The 20,799-nt window shown below is 72.7% G+C and carries 16 protein-coding genes; 8 read left to right on the plus strand and 8 right to left on the minus strand.

The window, feature by feature from the left end:
* Window positions 1-250: 250 nt before the first annotated feature.
* From FMEAI12_RS05420 to FMEAI12_RS05435, 4 genes are all read left to right on the plus strand, one after another.
* A complete protein-coding gene (locus tag FMEAI12_RS05420; protein ID WP_235013725.1) occupies window positions 251-1,462 on the plus strand; it encodes a triacylglycerol lipase in 1,212 nt (403 codons plus the stop codon).
* Window positions 1,463-1,629: 167 nt separating this feature from the next.
* Window positions 1,630-2,826 carry a hypothetical protein gene (locus FMEAI12_RS05425; protein WP_235013726.1) on the plus strand — a complete coding sequence of 399 codons (1,197 nt, stop codon included), beginning with the start codon at window positions 1,630-1,632 and terminating at the stop codon, window positions 2,824-2,826.
* Complete coding sequence (locus FMEAI12_RS05430) at window positions 2,823-4,310, plus strand: hypothetical protein (RefSeq protein WP_112105200.1); 1,488 nt, start codon at window positions 2,823-2,825, stop codon at window positions 4,308-4,310. The genes FMEAI12_RS05425 and FMEAI12_RS05430 overlap by 4 nt, the downstream gene beginning before the upstream one ends.
* Window positions 4,307-5,683 carry an AAA domain-containing protein gene (locus FMEAI12_RS05435; protein ID WP_235013727.1) on the plus strand — a complete coding sequence of 459 codons (1,377 nt, stop codon included), beginning with the start codon at window positions 4,307-4,309 and terminating at the stop codon, window positions 5,681-5,683. The genes FMEAI12_RS05430 and FMEAI12_RS05435 overlap by 4 nt, the downstream gene beginning before the upstream one ends.
* On the opposite strand, the gene FMEAI12_RS05440 is transcribed toward FMEAI12_RS05435, so the two are convergent.
* Together FMEAI12_RS05440 and FMEAI12_RS05445 are read right to left on the minus strand one after the other, a co-directional pair.
* Window positions 5,668-6,333: an HD domain-containing protein gene (locus FMEAI12_RS05440; protein ID WP_112105201.1), complete on the minus strand. Its 666-nt coding sequence runs from the start codon at window positions 6,331-6,333 to the stop codon at window positions 5,668-5,670. The two genes, FMEAI12_RS05435 and FMEAI12_RS05440, sit on opposite strands and share 16 nt — an antisense overlap.
* 244 nt (window positions 6,334-6,577) lie before the next feature.
* A complete protein-coding gene (locus FMEAI12_RS05445) occupies window positions 6,578-7,414 on the minus strand; it encodes a class I SAM-dependent methyltransferase (protein ID WP_112105202.1) in 837 nt (278 codons plus the stop codon).
* A 305-nt stretch (window positions 7,415-7,719) separates the two neighbouring features.
* On the opposite strand from FMEAI12_RS05445, the gene FMEAI12_RS37795 reads away from it, so the two are divergent.
* Together FMEAI12_RS37795 and FMEAI12_RS37800 are read left to right on the plus strand one after the other, a co-directional pair.
* Window positions 7,720-8,085 carry a helix-turn-helix domain-containing protein gene (locus FMEAI12_RS37795; RefSeq protein WP_235013728.1) on the plus strand — a complete coding sequence of 122 codons (366 nt, stop codon included), beginning with the start codon at window positions 7,720-7,722 and terminating at the stop codon, window positions 8,083-8,085.
* Window positions 8,063-8,419, plus strand: coding sequence for an SCP2 sterol-binding domain-containing protein (locus tag FMEAI12_RS37800; RefSeq protein ID WP_235013730.1), 357 nt, complete (start codon window positions 8,063-8,065; stop codon window positions 8,417-8,419). Before FMEAI12_RS37795 ends, FMEAI12_RS37800 begins: the two co-directional genes overlap by 23 nt.
* On the opposite strand, the gene FMEAI12_RS05455 is transcribed toward FMEAI12_RS37800, so the two are convergent.
* The 4 genes from FMEAI12_RS05455 to FMEAI12_RS05470 form a co-directional block, all read right to left on the minus strand.
* Window positions 8,398-10,377, minus strand: a complete 1,980-nt coding sequence (locus FMEAI12_RS05455) for a DHA2 family efflux MFS transporter permease subunit (protein WP_112105203.1) — start codon at window positions 10,375-10,377, stop codon at window positions 8,398-8,400. The two genes, FMEAI12_RS37800 and FMEAI12_RS05455, sit on opposite strands and share 22 nt — an antisense overlap.
* Entirely contained in the window at window positions 10,374-11,015 is a 642-nt protein-coding gene (locus tag FMEAI12_RS05460; RefSeq protein ID WP_071065755.1) for a MarR family winged helix-turn-helix transcriptional regulator, read from the minus strand. Before FMEAI12_RS05460 ends, FMEAI12_RS05455 begins: the two co-directional genes overlap by 4 nt.
* Before the next feature lie 198 nt (window positions 11,016-11,213).
* Window positions 11,214-13,010, minus strand: a complete 1,797-nt coding sequence (locus FMEAI12_RS39460) for a DMT family transporter (protein WP_112105204.1) — start codon at window positions 13,008-13,010, stop codon at window positions 11,214-11,216.
* A gap of 431 nt (window positions 13,011-13,441) precedes the next feature.
* Entirely contained in the window at window positions 13,442-14,476 is a 1,035-nt protein-coding gene (locus FMEAI12_RS05470; protein WP_112105205.1) for a S1C family serine protease, read from the minus strand.
* 400 nt (window positions 14,477-14,876) lie between these two features.
* Between FMEAI12_RS05470 and FMEAI12_RS05475 the strand changes: the two genes are divergently transcribed.
* Window positions 14,877-16,280: a N,N-dimethylformamidase beta subunit family domain-containing protein gene (locus FMEAI12_RS05475; protein ID WP_235013729.1), complete on the plus strand. Its 1,404-nt coding sequence runs from the start codon at window positions 14,877-14,879 to the stop codon at window positions 16,278-16,280.
* A gap of 154 nt (window positions 16,281-16,434) precedes the next feature.
* Here FMEAI12_RS05475 and FMEAI12_RS05480 read toward each other — a convergent pair whose 3' ends face one another.
* Window positions 16,435-18,126: a VWA domain-containing protein gene (locus tag FMEAI12_RS05480; RefSeq protein WP_112105206.1), complete on the minus strand. Its 1,692-nt coding sequence runs from the start codon at window positions 18,124-18,126 to the stop codon at window positions 16,435-16,437.
* On the minus strand, window positions 18,123-19,262 hold the full coding sequence (locus tag FMEAI12_RS05485; protein WP_368672054.1) for a hypothetical protein: 1,140 nt from the start codon (window positions 19,260-19,262) through the stop codon (window positions 18,123-18,125). Before FMEAI12_RS05485 ends, FMEAI12_RS05480 begins: the two co-directional genes overlap by 4 nt.
* Before the next feature lie 338 nt (window positions 19,263-19,600).
* Here FMEAI12_RS05485 and FMEAI12_RS05490 point away from each other — a divergent pair, with 338 nt between their 5' ends.
* Entirely contained in the window at window positions 19,601-20,737 is a 1,137-nt protein-coding gene (locus FMEAI12_RS05490; RefSeq protein WP_112105207.1) for a glycerophosphodiester phosphodiesterase, read from the plus strand.
* The last annotated feature ends 62 nt before the right edge of the window (window positions 20,738-20,799 follow it).

Raw genomic sequence — 20,799 nt, forward strand, 5'->3', positions numbered from 1 at the left:
CCCGCTCCCGTTCCACCTGCCCGGCGGGCGTCAACCCGCCACCCGTCGCATACCTCATAGCAAAAGATGTACCCGCCCACCACCAGCCATCACCAGACCCATTAACACCACACATTAATCGTCAGTAGTCGTTTCATAATCGTTCCCGGGGCGAACTTCCCCGGGGCGAATTGTCTCGGGGCGGCGATCTCCCGGGTTTCCGGTAATACTCCTCGCGTACTTGTCCGCCGTACGGGGAGGAGATTCATCGGTGGCTGCCAAGGATCTGAACAAGATAAAGAAGGCGATGGGTCCGGTCGGGCTGGTCACCCCGGCCGGAGCACAGGCCGGTGTGCGTGCGCCAAAGCCCGACATGGAATGGAAGGTCCAAGGCGGTACGGCCCGGGTCTGGCTCGGGGCCGGGAACAAGGGACTGGTTCGCCCCGTCCTGCTCGCCGACGGCTTCAACATGGGGCCGACGGATTTCGACTGGCTGTGGGAGGGGCTCGACGGCGATCCGTTCCGTTTCCTGACCGAGCTGCGTGAGCGCGGCCAGGACGTCGTCCTGATCGGTTTCGACGAGCGCAGCGCGTCGATTCTCGACAACGCCAGGGTCGTCGCCGAGATCATTCTCCGTGCCATCGGGGAGCGGCAGGGCGACCAGCCGCTGACGGTCGGCGGGTTCAGCATGGGTGGCCTGGTCACCCGCTACGCCCTCGCCAAGCTCGAGATGGAGCGGATGGACCACCAGACGGCCCTCTACCTGTCCTTCGACAGCCCGCACCGTGGTGCGTCCGTGCCGATCTCGCTGCAGGCGATCGCGCACATCCTCGCCCCGATCCACGACGCCTTCTCGAAGCAGGTCAACAGCCCTGCCTCCCGGCAGCTGGTCTGGCGGCACATCGAGAACGCCGACGACCAGCCGCGCGTCGATCCCCTTCGCGTGGAGTTCCTGAAGGCCCTGGAGCGGGTCGGCGGCTGGCCGCAGCGGCCCCGCAAGATCGGGGTCGCCAACGGTGTGGGCGACGCCCGGCGCAACGGCATCCCGCCGGGCGTCGAGGCGCTGCGCTGTACCGGGCCGTTCTTCAAGGACAGCGTCCTGTACACGCAGGCCGGTGGCCGTGACCGGGTCGTCGCCGAGCTCCGTGGGCTGCTCGGGGAGAAGGACATCACCACGAACGACTTCCCCGACATCGACGGGGCGCCCGGCGGCACCCTGGACTCGTTCGGCATTCTCGCGGACGCGCTCAAGGACGCCGGCGAGGGCGTGGACGTCGCACACCGGATCGTGTGCTTCGTGCCGTCCGTCAGCGCGGTCGCGGTTCGCGGCGTCGAGACGAACGACGACCTCTACACCGACATCAACGCCCTGTCCCCGTCCGAGAGCGAGCTGGACGAGTTCCTGTGCTCGTCGCGTGCCACGGCGCATTCGGCGATGACCGAGCAGCTCGGTAGGTGGGTCATCGACCGCATCGCGCGGTGACCCGGGCGCGGGCGGGCGGGGAGTCGGACCGCCCGCCCGCGGCTCCGGCCGACCAGTCCGTCGAACCCATTGACCGACATGCCGGCGCAAGACTGGACGGATGCCCCCGCCGGCGGCATCGTTGCCCGCGGTTGCTCCGCGACGACGGCCGTCATGAGGGTGGGTCAGTGCATCCGGGTGAGTCAGTGCAGGACCGGACCGAGTCACGCCTTGACCGCATCCGCGGCTCCGCCCCGCCCAGGCGGCACGACGCGCGGACCATCGCGGCGCTGACCCGCAATCCGGGTTGCGCGCGCCGCGGGGTGCTCGACGCCGCCGGCGTCGACAAGGACCTCCTCGCCCGCCAGGTGGGCTTCCCGGCCGCCTTCGGCCAGTCGCGCTTCGCGATCGTCCGTGGCAACGTCTTCGAGGCCCGGGTCAAGGCCGACGGCTGCGCCGACCTGCTCCGCATGTTCCATGAGTGCCTCGGGAGCGAGCCCGGGGGGACCGAGCCCGGGGGAACAGCGGCGGGCGAGCCGCTGCTCGTCACCGGCGACGCCGAGCCCGACGAGACCCTGGCCGCGCGCCACGAACGCACCGTCGCCGCGCTGCGCACGGCCAGCGGTACCGACCGGCCCGTCCTGATCACCCACCCGCTGCTGCGTCTCGCCGTCGGCGGCCAGGACGTCCACCTCGAACCGGACCTCGTCCTCGTCCGTCCCGGCGGGCTGTTCCACGTGGTCGAGATCAAGTCCTTTCCCGTCATCGACGGCCAGGCGGAGGGCGAGAAGGTCGCGGCGGCCGCCATCCAGGCCGCGGTCTACGTCCTGGCGCTGCGTCGGCTGCTCGGCCGGCCGGACGCGGTGTCCCATGACGTGGTCCTGGTGTGCCCCAGGGACTTCTCGAACGCCCCGATGGCGACCAGGATCGACGTCCGGCGCCAACTTCTCGTCCTCGACCATCAGCTCGCCCGGCTCAGCGCCGTCGACGCGCTGGTCGCCGCGCTCCCGCCGGACCTGACCTTCGATCTCGCGCCGGGGCCCGACGGCCGGCCGACCCGCCCCGCGGCCGAGCTCGCCGCCGGGCTCAGTCGTCTCGACGCCCGGTACACGCCGGACTGCCTCTCCATGTGCGAGCTGGCGTTCCGATGCCGGCACGAGGCCGCGGGCCGGACCGCCGCGCTCGGCGCGAGCGTGCGCGAGGAGCTGGGCGGTGTCGAGACCGTCACCGAGGTGCTCGAGCTCGCCGCCGGCACCCGTGCACCCACCGCGGACCAGGCCGAGGCGGCCGACCGGCTGCGCACGACAGCCCGGATGTACGCCGCGGGACTCGCGGCGGGACCCGCCACCGAGCACGCGGCGGGGGATCGCGGCCCGACCCCATGACGGCGATCAGCTCGTACGCCCGTGCGCTGGCGGCGGCGTCCGGAACCGCGGTGCCGACCGCCACCGTCCGGCACGTGCACCTCGCCGCGCGCCCGCTGATTCTCGTGCCGCTGGCGATGGCCGGTGAGGCGAACGCGCCGCTGGCCGCCATGGTGGGCACCGAACGCGAGCGCCCGGAGCTGCTCGTCGTGCCCCAGCCCCGCAACCGCGACCTGCGGTTCACCTTCGCCGCCCGCCTGGCCGAGATTTTCCTCCCCTACGTGCTCGGCTTCGCCGCTGACATCGAGGAGCTCACGAACGGGCCACGGAGCGTCGACGCGCCGCAGCTGATCGTCCCGAACCAGGCCGGGGTCGCGTTCGTGCGGCTCTTCGGACGTTCCACCCGGTTCCGCGCGACCACCGGCGACTACGCCGTGGAACCGAGCGTGCCACTGCTCGGCCGGTGGCTCACCTTCTTCGCGGAGCGGGCCGAAGTGCCCGGCTCGTCCCTGATGCCGGCGGCCACGGAGATGCTCTCCCTGCACTGGGCGACCGGGCAGAGCGCGCTGGAGGACGCGAACCTCGCCGCGCTCATGGGCTGGATCGACCCGCCCGCGGGCGCCGACGGCCCGGCCGCGGCCCGCCTGGCCGAGGACCCTCGACACTGCCCGCCGGCCGGCCCGACGACCGACCCCGGGTTCGACAACGAGGTGCTCGCCCCAGCGATCGCGGCCTACGACGCCGTGACGGACCCGTCCCAGCTGCCCGACGCCGTGAAGCGGCTGGAAGAGGCGCTGCACAGCCAGCTCCGGCCGACCTGGGACCTCGTGTGGCGCGCCCTCGACCGGCTCCGCGCGCTGCCCGGCGGCGCGTCGGTGCCGGGGCGGTGGGAGGTCGACCGCTCCCGGTACACCGGATTCCACACCTACATGATCGAGGAGGGCCTGCCGCAGGCCCGGCGGGACGGCGCGGTCGCCGCCGCGCGCCGCCTGAACCGGATGGAGCGGGCCCAGGCCTCCTACGACGCCGAACGCGCCTTCGACGACCCGCTCGTCATGGCCGACCACCGGGTCACCGGCGAGGCGTTCCTCGGCTCGGTCGTCGCCGTCGACCGTGATCGCAGGGTGCCCAACGGACGCGGCAAGGGCCGGCTGGTCACCCGCCCGCTGGTGACGCTGCGCACCGAGGACCCGGTCCGGCTGGCGCTCGGCATGAAGGTCGTCGCCACCCGACGCCGCCGGCAGGAGTGCGTCGTCACCGCCCTCGAGCCGTGCGACGCCGGCATCCTGGTCACCCTGGAGGCGCAGAACGGGATGGGCCGGTCGGCGGCGCCGGCCCCCGGTTCCGTCCCGGAGGTCGGCGAAAGCCTCTGCTACAGCAGCGTGCTGGCGGACGGCGTCCGCTCCGCCACCATGCCGGAGGCGGAGGACACCCCGTGGACGCACGGCGGCCCACCGCAGCCCTACGAACCGAGCGAGCAGGACACGGCGGAGGCCTGGGAGTGAGCGCGGCTTCGGTGACCTCGTCGGCTTCGGCGGCGGAGGAGGCCGAGCGGGTCATCCAGGCGATTCTGGGCGACCTGCGGCGCGGCCACAGCCGCGGGGTCATCGTCGACTCGCCGCCCGGCGCGGGGAAGTCGACCCTCGTCGTCCGGGCGGCCGCGGTCATCGCCGGGTCCGGCGAGCCGCTGATGATCGTCGCGCAGACCAACGAGCAGGTCGACGACCTGGTGGAACGGCTCGCCGCGCGGCTCGCCGACGAGGTTCCCCACGCCCGGGTCGGCCGGCTCGGCCGGGCGGGATACGCGCCTTCGGCCCGCATCGCGAACCTGCCGAACATCGTCACCGCCAGCGACATCGCCGGCCTCGGTGATCCCGAAGTGACGATCTCCACCGCGGCGAAGTGGGCGTACGTCCGGGAGGGGACCTGGCCGTGGGCCATCGTCGACGAGGCGTACCAGATGCGCTCGGACACCCTGCTGGCCATCGCCTCCCGCTTCGAGCGGGCGCTGTTCGTCGGTGACCCGGGCCAGCTCGACCCGTTCTCGACGGTCGCGAACGACCGCTGGCACGGCCTGGTCTGGAACCCCACCCAGAGCGCGGTGGCGGTGCTCCAGCGGGCGAACCCCGACCTGCCCGTGCACCGCCTGCCCGTCTCCTGGCGCCTGCCGCACACCGCCCAGTCGGTCGTCGCGGACGCCTTCTACCCGTTCGTCGGCTTCCGGACGGGCACCGGCCCCGGCGAACGCGCCCTGACGATCCCGGGCCACGCCCGCGGCCCCGCCGACGAGGTGCTCGACCTCGCCGCCGCGACCGGATGGGGGCTGCTCGAGTTGCCGGCCCGGCACACCGTCCGCACGGACGCCGAAGCGGTGAGCGCGGTGGCCGACGTCGCCCGGCGGCTCGTCGAACGCGGGGCGAGCGCGCGATCGGGCACCGACGAACGGGCCGTCACCCCCGACCGGGTCGCGGTGGGAGCCGCCCATCGCGACCAGGTCGTCGCCATCCGCGCGGCGCTCGGTGACCTCGCCGACGGCGCCGGGCCGGGGCAGGTCGTTGTCGACACGGCCAACCGCCTGCAGGGGCGGGAGTACGACGTCACCGTGGTGCTGCACCCGCTTTCCGGGCGGCGGGACGCGACCGCGTTCCACCTGGAGGCCGGCCGGCTGTGCGTCCTCGCCTCCCGGCACCGGCAGGCGTGTGTGGTGGTCGCCCGGGCCGGCATCCGGGACCTGCTCGACACCCATCCGACCAGTGACCCGGTGCACCTGGGGGAGCCGGTGAAGTTCCCGGACGGCTGGGCCGCGAACCAGGCCGTCCTGGCCCACCTCGCGTCCAGGAGCGTCCAGGCCGGCGGCGCGGCTTACGCCGCCAGATAGCCGCGGCGGACGGCGTCACCCACGAGCTGGCTGACGTACTCCCACAGGGCGTGCGAGCCCTCGGAGATCACGCGCTGGTGGGCCAGGACGTCCTCGGCCCGCACGCCGTGGGTCTGCCAGCTCCCGCCGCCCGTCGCGTAGTTCAGGATCAGCGGCTGGACCCGGTCCAGGGCGCGGGCGAAACGCGCGTCGGGGGTGCGCCGGGCCTCGAACTCCTCCCACAGGCTGCGCAGCTGCACGGCCTGATCCCGCGGCAGGCGGGGGAACAGCTGGTCGGCGGCCGCTCGCTCCCGCGCCTCCTGCTCGGCCGCCCCGGCGGGATCGTAGAGAAACGTGTCCCCCGCGTAGATCTCGACCAGGTCGTGGACGAGCAGCATCCGCAGGACGCGGCCGGTGTCGACCTCCTCGTCGGCGTACTCGCCGAGCACGATGGCCATCATGGCCAGGTGCCAGGAGTGCTCGGCGTCGTTCTCCTGGCGTGATCCGTCGGCGAGCACGCTTCGCCGCAGCACCGACTTGAGCTTGTCGATCTCCAGGATGAACGCGAGCTGCCGCGCGAGGCGCGAGTCGGGTGCGGACGGGAGAACGGCGACCGGTTCACCCGGCGAGGGCTGTGACTTCGCTTCTCCTGAGAGCGGGGACTGCGACACCTGGCCTCCTCGTATTGCCTGCGCGCCTGCCGGCCGCCGTCCCGCCGTGCCCGCGGTCCGGGTGTTCGCCGGCTCGCGGGCAGGCCGGGAACCGGCGCCAGCCCTCAGTGTGCGCGGATTCGGGGGTAGGTGCGTCATCTTGCGGTGTGAACAGAGTCCGATCATCTATCGGGTTGACAATGATGCGGTCATGGTTGATTCCTACCGTGCCTCCATTGCTCGTGCGTGGAGAGTTGCTCCGGGCCTAGCGGAGGGTGATCACGGTTTCGAGGTAGGTGGCCGGCAGTGCGACCGCGTCCTGATCGCCGCGGTACCGGTCCCAACGTCGCGCGAGGTCCGTGAGATCGGCCGCGAGGTTTCTCCGCTCCGCCGGGTCGAGCGACTCGAACGCCACGTGAGTCGGCCCGTACCAGCGTCGGAAGAACTCCGCGAACTCCTCCGCGGCCGAGAACCGGAAGGTGCAGATCCGTTCGGTCGAGCGGGCGTCGGCGATCGCACCGCCGAAGAGATCGGCGAGGTGCGGCTCGGTTCCCCACAGCAGCGGGGACGGCACCCCGGGCGGGCCTGGGACGCGTGCGGTGATGACCCGGAACATGTCGCCGATGAACCCGTCTGGTCGCCATGACGCGAGTGCCACCGTCCCGCCCGGGCGCGCGGCACGCACGATCTCGTGGGCGGTGCGCTCGTGGTCGGGAGCGAACATCGCGCCGAAGGCACTGAGGACCGCGTCGAACGAGTCGTCGTCGACCGGCAGGTCCTGGGCGTCGCCGACGCGGAACTCGACGTCGAGACCCTCGGCGCCGGCGCGCGTCCGCGCGTCCGCGAGCAGCTCGGGGACGTAGTCGATGCCGACGACCCGCGTCCCGGACCGGGCCGCCGCGATGGCCGCGTTCCCGGTGCCGCAGGCGACGTCCAGCACATGCCAGCCTGCCCGCAGGTCGGCGGCGTCGGCCAGCAGCTCACTCGTGAGCACGATGCGGGACGCGACCATCGCGAAGTTGCCGCTGGACCAGACCCGTTGCTGCCGGGTCGTGATGTCGGCCAGGTCCGGTCGGGCCGGTGGGGTCTGTGTGGTGGCCATGAAGGTGCTCCTCCCGCGGGGCGCCGTGTGGGCACGACGTCGTCGGCCACGAGGATGCGTCGCGCACGATCCAGCCGACGAGTACCGATCCCGTACTGGTCCTGTCCTGCTGTGTTGTGATGCCTGCCTGCCGCCCGCATCCACGGCCTGTCCAGGCCAGGTACGGGCACGGGTCGGGCACGGGTCGGGCGGGGCGGTGCGGGCGAAGGCGAGGCGGGAGCGGGACCGTGAGTGCGGGCCAGGGGTGCGGACCGGTACGGGATCTGTACTACCGCCGCCGTCCACCCAGGTGCGACCCTCCGGGTATGGCCCGCCACGCCGAGTACTGTCCGATCGCCGTCGGCGTCGAGGTCGTAGGGGACCGATGGACGCCCCTCGTCCTCCGCGAGCTCAGTATCGGCGCGAGCGGGTTCAACGAGATCCACCGCGGCCTGCCGAGGCTGAGTCGGACCCTGCTTGCGCAGCGGCTGCGGACGCTCGAGCGGCGTGGCCTGGTGCACCGCGCCGCGGCCGTGCCGGGGCGGCAGGTCCGGTACTCGCTGACTCCGGCCGGAACGGCGCTGGCGTCCGTGGTCTGGGCACTCGGCCAGTGGGCGGCTCGCAGACCCGAGCGACGAAGACTGCGATGGCCTGGCCCTGATGTGGCGCATGCACCAGTGCGCCGTCGGTAGCTCGCTGCCCGACCGGCGGACCATCGTGCATCTTGTCCTCAGCGGCGCAGGAGCGGCCGAGGGGTGGCTCGACATCGACGAGCGCACCGTGACCGTGTGCCGGGAGGACCCGGGCCGGGACGTCGATCTGACCCTCGAGGCCGAGACCGCGCACATGCACCGTTGGCTGGTGGGGGTCGCGTCCTTCCGCGAGCTCACGGTGGACGGGCACGTGCGCCTGCATGGTCCCGCCCGACTCGTGCGGGCGTTCCCGGAGTGGTTCAGCACCACCGCCTTCGCGGAGGGGCTGCGGCGGGGCAGGCTACGCCGCGATCAGGAGGCTGTCTCGCCCTGAGGTGCCCCGGCCGCGGGCCTCGGGCCGGCCACACCGGCTGGCTCGGCCACGTCGGCCAACTCGTCCATATCGGCCAACTCGTCCATATCGGCCGATTCGGCCCTGCCCGCCGATTCGTCCAGGTCTGATTCGTCCAGGTCAGCCGAGTCGGCGATGCCCGCCGACTCGGTGAGGCCCGCCGACTCGGTGAGGCCCGCCGACTCGGTGAGGCCCGCCGATTCGGCGATACCAACCGATTCGGCCATACCCGCCGACTCCGCCAGGCCGGCCGAGTCGGTGGTGCCCGCGGGCCCCGCCGGCCGAGGTGTCTCGGCCAGCCTGGCGGCCTCGTTCTTCGCCGCTTCGGCCTTCGCGGCCTCGAGGCCGGACATGGTGCGCAGCGGGACCTCGCGCAGCATCAGCGCCAGCACCAGACCGAGCAGGAGCACGCCGACGCCGACCAGGAACATCACGTCCATCGCGTCGGAGAAACCGACCATGAACGGGTGGGCGATGGCCTTCTCGATGGACTGGAGGAAACCGGTGTCGTCCAGCGAGCCACTCGACGTGACCTGCTGGAGCTGGTCCGGGTGCGCCGCGACCGCCGCGGCGAATTCCGGGGTGCCCTCCGCCGCCGAGTAGGCGTCGGCGATCCTGGACGGTGCGGCACCGAAGAGGATCGAGAGGAACATCGCCGTCCCGAGCGTGCCGCCCATCTGCCGGAAGAAGGTCGCCGAGGCGGTCGCGACGCCGATGTCGCGCGGCGCGACGCAGTTCTGCATGGCCAGGACGAGGGTCTGCATGTTCAGCCCGAGCCCGGCGCCGAACAGCAGCATGTACAGGTCGGTCTGCCACAGGGGGGTGTCGGCGCCGACGAACGACAGCAGGCCGAGTGCGACGAGCAGCGCCACGCATCCGATGATCGGGTAGCGGCGGTACCGGCCGCTGCGCGCCGTCAGCCGTCCGGACGTCATCGACGCGGCCATGACCCCGAGCATGAGCGGGAGCAGCAGGAGGCCCGCCTTGGTCGGCGACGCGCCCTTGACGATCTGCAGGTACAGCGGGAGCGCGGCCAGCCCGCCGAACATTCCGATACCGACGACGATCGAGAGCGCCGAGCTCACCGAGAACGTGTGGATGCGGAACAGCCGCAGGGGGATCAGCGCGTCGTCACCCATCCGCTGCTCGGCCCAGACGAAGCCGGCCAGGCCGGCGACGCCGATCACATAACAGGCGATCGAGGCGATCGAGACCCAGCCCCACTCGCGGCCGCGCTCGGCGACCAGGAGCAGCGGGACGACCGCGGCCACGATCGCGCCCGTACCCCACCAGTCGATCTTCGTCGACCCCCGTTGGGTGGTCGGGCGCAGCACCCTGTTGACGACGACCAGGGCGATCAGGCCGATCGGGACGTTCACCCAGAAGATCCATCGCCAGCCGGCGAGGCCGAGCACGCTGTCGCGGCCCGACAGGAAGCCGCCGATGACCGGACCGGCCACGCTGGAGGTCGCGAACGTCGCCATGAAGTACGCCATGTACTTGGGACGCTGCTGCGGCGACACGATGTCCGCCATGATCGACATCGCGAGCGCGAAGAGCCCGCCGGCGCCGAGGCCCTGCAGGGCTCGGAACCCGGCGAGCACGTACATGTTGGACGCGATCCCGCACAGCACCGAGCCGACGATGAAGATCGAGATCGCGAGCATGAACAACGGCTTGCGGCCGTAGATGTCGGACAGCTTGCCGTACAGCGGCGTCGTGACGGTGGAGGTGATGAGGAAGGCGGTCGTCACCCAGGCCTGCGCGGACAGGCCGTGCAGGTCGTCCCCGATGCTTCGGATGGCCGTCGCGACCACCGTCTGGTCGAGCGCGGCGAGGAACGTCCCGAGCAGCAGCGCGGTGACGATCGTCATGATCTGCCGGTGGGTCATCCCCCCGCTCGGTGCCGCGGGCGTCGGCGCCACGGTCTCGGCGGTCATCGGCAGTCCTCCCTGGTCGAAGGACCCGTGCCGGTGTGGCCCGAGGGTGCGTCGTGGGCGTCCTGGGTCCTTGTCATTCCGGACAGCGCGCTGGTCGGCTTCGTCGTCCAGGCGGGCTGGTGGGCCTCCATGTCGTCACCGAACCGGCGCAGCATGGTGGCGAAGGTGACGAGGTCCTCGCTGCTCCAGCGGGCGAGCATGCCCTGGTAGCGCTCGTTGCGAACCTGGAGATGATCCCGGTAGACCTGCTCGCCGGCCTCGGTGACATACAGCACCACCGCCCGGCCGTCGTCGGGGTCGGCGCGCCGCTCGACGTAGCCGGTGCGTACCAGCGCGGCGATCTGCCTGCTGACGGTCGACGGGTCGGACTGGACCGAGGTCGCGAGGGCGCCGAGGCGCATCGGGCCGCCCGCGGCCAGGTGCGAGATGAGGATCTGCGCCGCCCACTCCACGTCGTGGCGCGCCTTGGCGAGGAGTTGGGCCCGGGCGCGGGTGAGCCCGCGCATCAGTCGGGCCAGATCATCCGCGAGCTGCGCGACCTGCTCTTCACGTTCGATCGGGGTGTCGTGTGGGGCGGTGGCGATCGTGGGCGCCCTGCCGCCGGGTGCCTTGCTGTCTGTGGTCGCTGTCTCGTCCATGCTCGCGGAGCTCTCCCTGCCGTCGGTGGCCGCGGTGTCTCGTGAACCGCCGGCGTCGACCGGCGACGGCTAACGTGGTCGGCAATTGGCTGCAGCATACAATTAATGCCCCGGCGAATGGCGACCCCGCATCACGCCGCGTTTACGTGATCCGACTCACAGTGTCTCAAGGATAGGTCTGGTCAGAGGGCCTGGTGATCAGTGGACCATGGAGCGCAGCACCGTGTCGGCCTTCAGCGAGAGCTGCTCGGCCTGGGAGAGGAGCGCATCAGCCCGCGCGTCCAGGGAACGCTGCGACTCGGTGAGCTCGTGATCGGTCAGGACGTCCGCCGCGTCGCCCAGGCCGGCACCGGTACCCGTACGCGGGCCGGCGCCCGCATTCGGGCCGGTTCCCCTGCTCGCGCCGTTTCCCGTGTTCGGGCCGGGCCCGTTGCCCGGTGCGCCGCCCGGCTGACCCTGCACGCCGCCGGGGCCGGCGGCCCGCGCCAGTGGCCGGCCCTCCCGGGGCAGGCGGGCGGTGGTCGCCGCCCGCCGCGGGCGTGACTCCATCCCGGGGGCACGCCGGGGCCGCGGCGCCGTCCCCCGGGGCGGTCCGGCCTCCGGCCGCCCCGCGGTGGCATGCCCGGCGAGCTCCGGCTGCCCAGGGTGACCTGGCTGCCCGAGTCCAGGATGCCCGGAGTGGCCGTTGGCCTCATGTGTTCCGCCGGGCCCGCGCCGGCCGCGGGCCGCGCTCCGGTCGGCCGCCTTCTTGCTGGCGCCGGCCGCGCCCCCGCCGCCCGAGCCCTTCCTGGCCGGGCTCTTGCTGGCCGGGCTCTTGCCGGCCGAGCGCTTCCCGGGCGAGTCCGGGTCAACCGAGCCCTTGCCGGCCGCGTGCCCGGAGATCGTGGCCGCTTTCGCGCTGGCGGTGTGCAGCGAGTGGATGCGGGCGTCGAGCCGGTCGCGGTCGTCGACCAGCTTCGCGAGCTCGCAGTGGATGCGGTCGAGGTCGTTGTGCAGGCGGCGGCACTGCCGGCGCTGCGCGCGGTCGGTGCTGGCGCGGCGCCCCCGGCTCAGGTCGGTGCGCAGCGTCTCCAGGTCGCGGTGGAGCAGGTCCTCGAGCCGGGAGAGCTGGCCCTGCGACTGGCGGGCCCGCAGCCGGGACAGCTGCCCGGTCACCAGCGGCGAGGTCGCGAGCGTCCGCACCCCGAAGATCATGATCATCAGGCCGGCGATCTGCCCGGCGACGGCGAGCGGCCCGACCCGCAGCATCCCGCCGAGCAGGAACACGCCGATGGCGACGCCGGCGAGGGGCTCCATGCTCACGGCGGCCGGCAGCGAGGCGGGCAGCGGGGCCATCTCGTAGGCGCTCTGCAGGAGCAGGCCGCTGGTCAGCGCCACCACGACCACCGCGTACGTCTGCCACGAGGTCGGCAGCGCGCCGATCCCGGACGTCTCCACGAGCCTGCCGACCCCGCCGACGAGGGCCCCCTGCAGCGCGGAGAGCAGGCCGGCCCCGCCGGCGAGCATGGTGGCGCGGCGGGCCGGGTCCAGCCGGCGGGTGCCGAGCACCGCCCACATGGCCAGGCCGCCCACCGACGCGCCGGTGAGGATCCAGCCCACGGTCGTCGCCGCGTCGACATCACCCTGGTGCGGATCCCCGGCCAGCAGGAAGGTCGCCAGGCCGAGCGCTGTCGCGGCCGCGGCGGCCCAGTCGCGCCGCGGAACCCGTCTTCGGGCCCAGACGGCCGCCAGTGGCAGCGCGAACAGCAGCTGGCACACCTGAAGTGGGGCGACGAACGCGATCGTCGAGCGGGCCAGCGCGGCCGCCGCCGCGAACGTGCCGATCGCCGAGAGGCACACGCCGACGTCCCAGAGCGGACGGCGGACCAGCCAGAGCAGCAGCCTCAGCCGCAGCACGTTCTCGGGCGGCGCGTGGAACGCGACACGCTGCTGGATCACCGCGGATACGCCGAAGCACACCGCGGATACCAGGCCCAGCAGGTAGGTCGTCACCATCTCTAGTCTCGTCCCGCGCCGGGCGGCGCTGTCTGTGAACATCCTGCCCGATCCACGGAACACCGTGGCAGGCGCCTTCCGGAGGATCACCACCGGATACAGGTGGTTGATCCAGCCGTGTCCGGTTGGTGGTCTCTTCGCGTTTCTGACCGCCGACGCACGCGGAGGTGAGGGCCCGCAGGCCACGCCGGAGGCAACAGTATGGGACGGCCCCCCGACCCACGGCCACGCGGGAGCCGAGGTCGCGCCCCCCGTCGACGGTGCGCGGCGGCCCAGCTCACGCTGTCGCGACCGGCACCTCTGGGCGAGCGGCCCTCCTCCGTGAGCGGACCCGGTCGGGGCACGTGCGGCATCCACGCGGCGCTGAGTCCGGGCGGGTGCTGGGCGGCTCGCGGAAATGCCGCGGCCACCTCCGTGAGATCGGCGCACGCTCAGGTCGGCTGGTCCGTCACCGTGACCTGGATCTGCCGGTTGTTCCCGTCGCGGTCGATCCCCAGGGCCACCGTGTCCCCGGGGGCGACCGCCCGCAGCCGCGCGCTGAAGTCCTCCGCGGAGGAGACCGGTTTGCCGTCGAAGGACAGGATCACGTCCCCGGGACGCAGCCCCGCCTTCTGCCCGGGGCTGTTGTCGGTGACGTCCAGGACAAGCGCCCCGCTGTCGACGTCCAGCCCCAGGGTCGCGGCGATCTGGGGTTGGAGGGTGGTGAGCTGGACGCCGACGAAGGCGTGCCGCACCTTGCCGGTAGCGAGGAGCTGCCGGACCGCGTCGACCACCGTCGCCGACGGGATGGCGAATCCGAGGGAGACGGCGCCGCTCTGCGGCGGTACGTACGCCTCGCTGATGCCGACCACGCGTCCCTGACCGTCCAACAGCGCCCCGCCGGAGTTGCCCGGGGAGATCGCGGCATCCGTCTGGATCAGGTCGACCGCCGGGCTGCCCCCGCCACCGCCGGAGGCGGGCAGGATGCGGTTGAGCCCCGAAACGATACCGGCGGTCACGCTGTTCTCCAGCCCCAGCGGGCTGCCGATGACGACGGCCAGCTCGCCGACCCGCGGAAGCTGCTGGCGGAATGTCGCCGCCGGCAGTCTGGTCCGATCGACCCGGACCACCGCGATGTCGCTGATCTCGTCCGCGGCCTGGACGTCCCCGGCCATCCGCCGGCCGTCGGCGAACGCCACCTGCACCGACCCGTTCGAGGCCGACGCGACGACGTGCTGGTTGGTGACGATCACGCCGTCCTGCCGGTAGACGACGCCGCTGCCCAGCTCCGACCCGGCGATGATCGTGACGACCGACGGCTCGACCCGGGACACGACGTCGGGAACGTCCACCGATCCCGCCGCGACCGCCCCGGACGCCGCCCCGGCCTGTCCCGACGCGCCTGCCACCAGGAACGAGATCAGCGCGAGCAGGCAGACGAGCAGTTCCGCTGCCCGGCCATGTCTGGCGTGCGGTCCGAATTCCATCGCTGTCCCCGTCCGTCGCTCCTTGTGCGCTTCCGCCGGCGCCCCGGACCAGACAGAGATGCCCCGTCCAGCCCCGGTTCGCACACCAGCGGCGAACGGATGGTCACGTGGCCAGGGACTGCGATCAGCGCCCGTCACGGCTTCCGCCCCGAGCCGCTCTCCCTGGTCGAGGAGAAGAACGAACGGCCTGGCGAACGCGTGTCGCTGTCGGTGACTGCCAGCCACGCTTGGTGAGATCTGGCCCGTGCGGGCTGTCGTCGATTGCCGACCGGGACGTCGCCGGCCGCGGCTCGGTGTGGCGATGTTCGCGGCCGCTGCGGCGGTTGCGGGGTTGTGCGGTGCGTTCACAGCCTGCGGAGCCGCCCGGCCATCCGGCGCGGATGCCGGTGGCGGTCTGGACGTGCGCGCGGAGAACGCGAAGCTGCCGGGAGACTGCGGGCTCGCGCGGCTGGGAACCGCCCACCAGGTCGAGGGCTGGTTTGACCGGACCAGCGTCGCGCCCGGCGAGCCGGTGCGGCTGTTCTCGTCGACCACGGCGCAGACGCTCACGGTGTCGGTCTTCCGGGTCGGCTGGTACGACGGTCACGGGTGCCGGCTGGTCGAGCATCGGGGCCCGTTGCCGGGCGTCCGGCAGCCGGTGCCGGGCCCGGCGCCGGGAACGAACACGATCGCCACGTCATGGCGGCAGACGACGACGTTCGCGACGTCGTCCTGGCCGGCGGGCGACTACCTGATCCGGCTGGACGACGCCGACGGCTGGCAGGCCTACGTCCCGCTGACCGTCCGCGGCCCGGCGCAGCCGGGCCGGATCGTGATCCTCAACGCGGTCACCACCTGGCAGGCCTACAACGCCTGGGGAGGCTACAGCCTCTACCACGGACCGTCCGGGCGGTTCACCGACCGTGCCAAGGTGGTCTCCTTCGACCGGCCCTACGACTTCGGGGACGGCGCCGCGGACTTCACCGGCAACGAGCAGCCGCTGGTGATGCTCGCCGAGCGGCTGGGTCTGCCCGTCCGGTACGCGACGGACATCGACCTGCACGCCGACCCGCACCTGCTCGACGGGGCCCGCGCGGTGATCTCCCTGGGTCATGACGAGTACTACAGCCGGGAGATGCGCGCGGCGCTGACGGCGGCACGCGACCGCGGGGTGAACATCGCGTTCCTCGGCGCGAACGCGGTGTACCGCCGTATCCGCCTGTCGGCGTCGCCAACCGGGCCGAACCGGACCCAGGCCGGATACAAGATCGCCGCCGAGGACCCACTGTACGGGGTCGACAACTCACGGATCACCGCCAACTGGCCCTCCCCACCGAACGCCGACCCGGAGAGCTCACTGACCGGCGGCATGTACCAGTGCAATCCGGCCCACGCGGACATGACGGTGTGGAACCCCCGGCACTGGCTCCTGGCCGGCACCGGCACCGCGACCGGCGACCGCATCCCCGGGGTGATCGGGCCCGAGTACGACCGGGTCGACGCATCGGTGCCAACCCCCGGCCAGATCGAGGTGCTCGGTCACTCGCCGGTGACCTGCCGGGACGATCCCGACTTCGCCGACGTCACCTACTACACGGCGCCCTCCGGTGCCGGTGTCTTCGACGCCGGCACCAGCGCCTGGGTGTGCGCCCTCAACGACGTCTGCGGTCCCGGCGTCCACGGCCCGGCGCCCCGGGCCTTCACCACCCAGGTCACGGCGAACCTGCTCCGGGCCTTCGCCGCCGGCACCGCCGGGCGGGCGCACCCGGCGGCCCGCGCCGTGCCGACCGACTACCGCGAGAAGGCCGACGGGGTCGAACGCTGAGCGCCGCGCACGCCGTGCTGCTCGTGCCCGGATCGGCGCAGGCGACATCCCGTCGGCGACCACCCGCCGAAGCGCAGGCGGGCCGGAACAATCAAGCCGGCCTTCGCTGAAGTCCGCGTGGACGCGGTACGGGGCCGCCCCGTTGGGGGCGCCGCTACTGGTACCCGCGAATCTCGCGGAACGCCTCGGGCAGCGACGACGACCGCGCGTCGAACATCTCGCCGCTGGTCCACTGCGCGATGTCGCGCATCTCCTCGACCCGGGCGTCGCCGAACACCACGGTGAACGTCCGCACCGCCCGTGCAGTCCCGGGCAGGGCCGTATAGGAGGAGTGGAAGGCGTCCGCGTCGACCCCCTGGTTGTTCTCCCCGTCGGTCATCAGCACGATCGAGGTCAGGAAGTCCGGTTCGCGGCGTACCGCGGTCTCGGCGTAGGAGTAGGCCGAGGTCATCGCGGTGTAGATCGCCGTGCCGGAGCCCAGGGTCAGCCCGTCGGCCGCGGCGGAGATCGCCGTCAGGCCGGCCGAACCCGGCTCGGGGTCGTCGACGGTGAACTCGAGGGTGTCATGCACGGCACCGCTGAACGTGATCAGGGTGACGCGTTCGCGGCCGCGGAACCGGGTGAACCGCCCGGAGAGGCTGTCGTCCGTCCCGGCGAGCCCCTTGAGGGTGGTGCGCAGCAGCGCCAGTCGTTCGCCCTCCATGGACGGTGAGACGTCCAGGACGAAGATCGCGTGGCTGGGGCGGCGGTACTCGTCCAGGTAGGAGCTCAGCAGGTGGTCGGCGACGGCGCGGGTCGCCGGGAACGGCAGTTCGGCGGGAAGGTCACGCACCGGCCACGGGGCCGGGTCGATGCGTACTCCCGGTGTCACGGGGCGGCGGTGGGTCAGCGCGGTGATGCGCCGCTGTATCTCCGGCGTGCGCAGCCAGCCGGCCAGCCGCTCGTACTCGGTGCGCCGCTCGCCGCGCAGCAGCTGCAGAGGGTAGTCGGCGGTGATGATCCCGTCCCGTGGGTAGACGAGGGTGAGCGGCGTCGAGCGCAGCCGGCCGGCGTTCAGCGTCAGCAGCTCCGACTCGTAGTTGATCATTCCCCCGATCTGGCCCCCGCCCTGTGTGCCAGCCCGGCCCCCGGGCTGTGCGCCGGGCTGTGCCCCGGCCTGTGTGCCGGTGGTCGCGAAGGCGTCCGTCAGCCAGGCGGAGCTGCCGGCGGTGAGCACCTGGCCGCGGAAGAACGCGGTGAGCTCCGCCGGGCGGATGTCGTCCAGGGTCAGCGCGTCGGACGTGCCGGCGAGCGCGGCGGCGACGCCGACGAGGGCGGAGAAGCCCGAGTTCGACGCCGACGGGTTCGTCATCGCGTAGGTCAGCTCGCCCGACGAGACCCTGGCAGCGACGTCGGCCCAGGTGACGGACTGGTTCCCGACCCAGCCGAAGCGGCGCGCCAGCTCGGGGCGCACGCCGATGACCACCGGGGACATCATCGTCGTCATGCGGTCGATGACCGCGTTCCTGCCCTCGGGGGCCAGTCGCAGGTACCGGTCGGAGGCGAACCAGGCCGCGTCGACCGCCGGGTCGCGCGCGGCGATCCGGTCGACGCCGTCAAGGGTTCCGGTGTACTCCATCGTGACCTCGATGCCGGTCTGCTCGTTGAACTCGTCGAGCAGCGGTTCGAGATCGCGCAGCTCCGAGCCCGCGAGCACCCGCAGCGCCCCGGGGGTGCCGCCAGGACGTCCCGGCGGTGGGTCACCGCCGTCACCGCCGCCCGAGCAGGCGGTGGCGATCGCCCCGGCCACGAGCAGTGCGGCCAGCCCGGCTGCGGCCCGCCGGATCATCCGGCTCCGCCGGATCATCCGGCCCCCTCCTCGTACCGGGCCTCGATGCGGTCGATCATGCGTTCGGAGATCTCCTGACTGGGTGGCTCGACGACGTCGACGAGCTCGGCGGGGCCGGTCGCCGCGCTCGAGGCGCGCGCTTCGCGCTCCGCGCCGGCGGCGGCGGGGTCGCTCGGCCGGAACCCGTGCCGGACGGCCAGCCGGGTCAGCTCGGGGTCGGTGGTGAGCAGCGTCCCGACCGCGTTCCCGGCGTCGGTGAGCGGGACGACCGTGTGCCGGGCGTAGACCGTCGGGGTGGGATAGAGAAGACGCATGTCCGGGGTGATCGAGCCGTCCGCGGCCCGGACCCGTTCCAGGAACTGCGCCTCGTAGATCATCACGAGTGGGGCCTTGCCCATCCCGATGGAGAGGAAGTCGTCGAACGGCTCGGCGGTCGTCGCGTCCAGGTAGCCCTGGCGCAGGAACAGGCCGGCGGCGAGATCCGCCATCCGGTCGGCGGTGCGCGCGTCGGTGACGACCTCGTCGCCGTTCGCGACGTAGGAGACGAGTGCGAGGTAGAGCGCGGCCGAGTTCGACGTGCGGACGTCCGTCGACCCGATGAGCACCGAGCGGTCCGTCCGGTAGACGGCGTCGGCGCCCGGCAGGTCGGACCAGCGGGTTCCCGCGGCCACCAGATCCAGGTAGGCGCGCATGTCGAAGTAGGACGTGCCGCCTTCGGCCCGCACCACCCCGGCGCGGGTCAGCAGGTCGGCGATCGGCCGGAACGTCGCGATCGCCATCGGCGAGGAGAACGGCATGCTGGACCGGGTGACGCCGTGGTCGCGGAGGATGCGGTCGGCCTGCGGGGTGTTGGCGGGGAAGACGAGGTCGTAGCCGGTCAGGTCCCGGTTGGTGGCGATGTCCCGGCTGCCGGCGACGTCGACCTCGAGCCGGTACCCGGCGTCGGCGAGAGCCTTGGTGACGTCGGGATCGTTCAGGAACGACCGCTTCTCCGATCCCACCAGGGCACGGACGGTGGTGAGCTCGCCGCCGGACCCGCCGAGCCGCGGCACGACGGCGAGCACGACGACCCCCGCCAGCAGTAGCAGCACGGCGAGCGCGATTCCGAGAACGCGGGCCGGGCGCACGGGGTGATCGTCACGGATCGGGCGCACGGGGTGATCGTCATGGATCAGGCGGCGCGGCCGTGTCGTTCGTGCGACACGGCACCGGGAGTTCACCAGAATGTCGCCCTCGCGTGGTCTGACCCACCCCGATGGTTCGCGGGCTGGACCGGAGTTCGACCACGCCGGTCAATGTTCGATCTATGCCGCCGTTCGCGGTGATTGCTTCGCTGGGTGCACGCGCCGTCGGCGAGAGCCGCCGCCGCCGCGTTGGAGGATCTGTGGCGTCTCGCGGGGTGGATCTCCCCGGCCCGGACGGGCCCGGCACGAGCACTGAGACAGGCACGAGCGCTGGGACGGGCACGAGCACCGGGAAGGGCCGGCGCGGCGTGGGCCGGCGTGGTCTCATAGCCGGGCTCGCCGCCGCGCCGCTGGTCGCGGCCACGGCGCCGGCCGCGTCAGCGGCGGCGGTGGCCGCGCCGGCGGCGGCACCGTCCGCGGCGGCTCAGGGCCGGGGGAACCGGATCCTGGTGATCGGGCACCGCGGCGCCTCGGGCTACCGGCCCGAGCACACCCTGGCCTCCTACGAGCTCGCCGCCCGCCTGGGCGCCGACTTCGTCGAGCCGGACCTCGTCGCGACGAAGGACGGCCAGCTCGTCTGCCGGCACGAGCCGGAGATCGGCGGCACGACGAACGTCGCCGACCGGCCCGAGTTCGCCGCCCGCAAGGCCACGAAGACGCTCGACGGCATCCCGGTCACCGGCTGGTTCACCGAGGACTTCACCCTTGCGGAGCTCAGGACGCTGCGCGCCAAGGAGCGGCTGCCGGCGATCCGGCAGGAGAACACGATGTACGACGGGCGGTTCGAGATCCCCACCCTCATCGAGGTTCTCGACCTGCGTAAGCGGCTCTCGGCGGAGCTCGGCCGCGAGATCGGCGTCTACCCGGAGACCAAGCACCCCACGTACTTCCAGAAGGCCGGACTCCCGCTGGAGAAGCGGCTGCTGGACCTGCTGAACCGCTACGGCCTGAACACGCGCAACGCGCCGGTGTTCGTCCAGTCCTTCGAGACGACGAACCTGGCGGAGCTGCGCCGCCTCGGGCTGCGGACGTCCGCCGTCCAGCTGCTGAGCGCGAGCGGGGCGCCCTACGACCTCGTCGCCGCCGGTGACCCGCGGACGTACGCCGACCTGGTGACGCCCGCCGGCCTGAAGGCGATCGCGGCCTACGCCAACGGCATCGGGCCGGAGAAGGGCCAGGTCATCCCGGTCGGCACCGACGGGAAACTCGGCGCACCGACACCGCTCGTCGCGAACGCGCACGCCGCCGGCCTGCTGGTGCACCCGTACACGTTCCGCGCCGAGAACTCGTTCCTGCCGGGGGAGCTGCGGCGGGGCACCAGCCCGAGCGACTTCGGCCGGGGCATCGACGAGCAGGTGACCTACCTGCGGGCGGGCATCGACGGGCTGTTCACCGATCAGGCGGACGTCGGCGTCGTCGCCCGCGCCGAGGCGGCGCGCCGCTGATCCGCCCGCGCGCCCCGCGCCGACCCTTGGCGCACACCCCGCCGCCCCGGCCAGCCCAGGTC

The organism is Parafrankia sp. Ea1.12, assembly GCF_900465275.1.
GTDB lineage: Bacteria > Actinomycetota > Actinomycetes > Frankiales > Frankiaceae > Parafrankia > Parafrankia soli.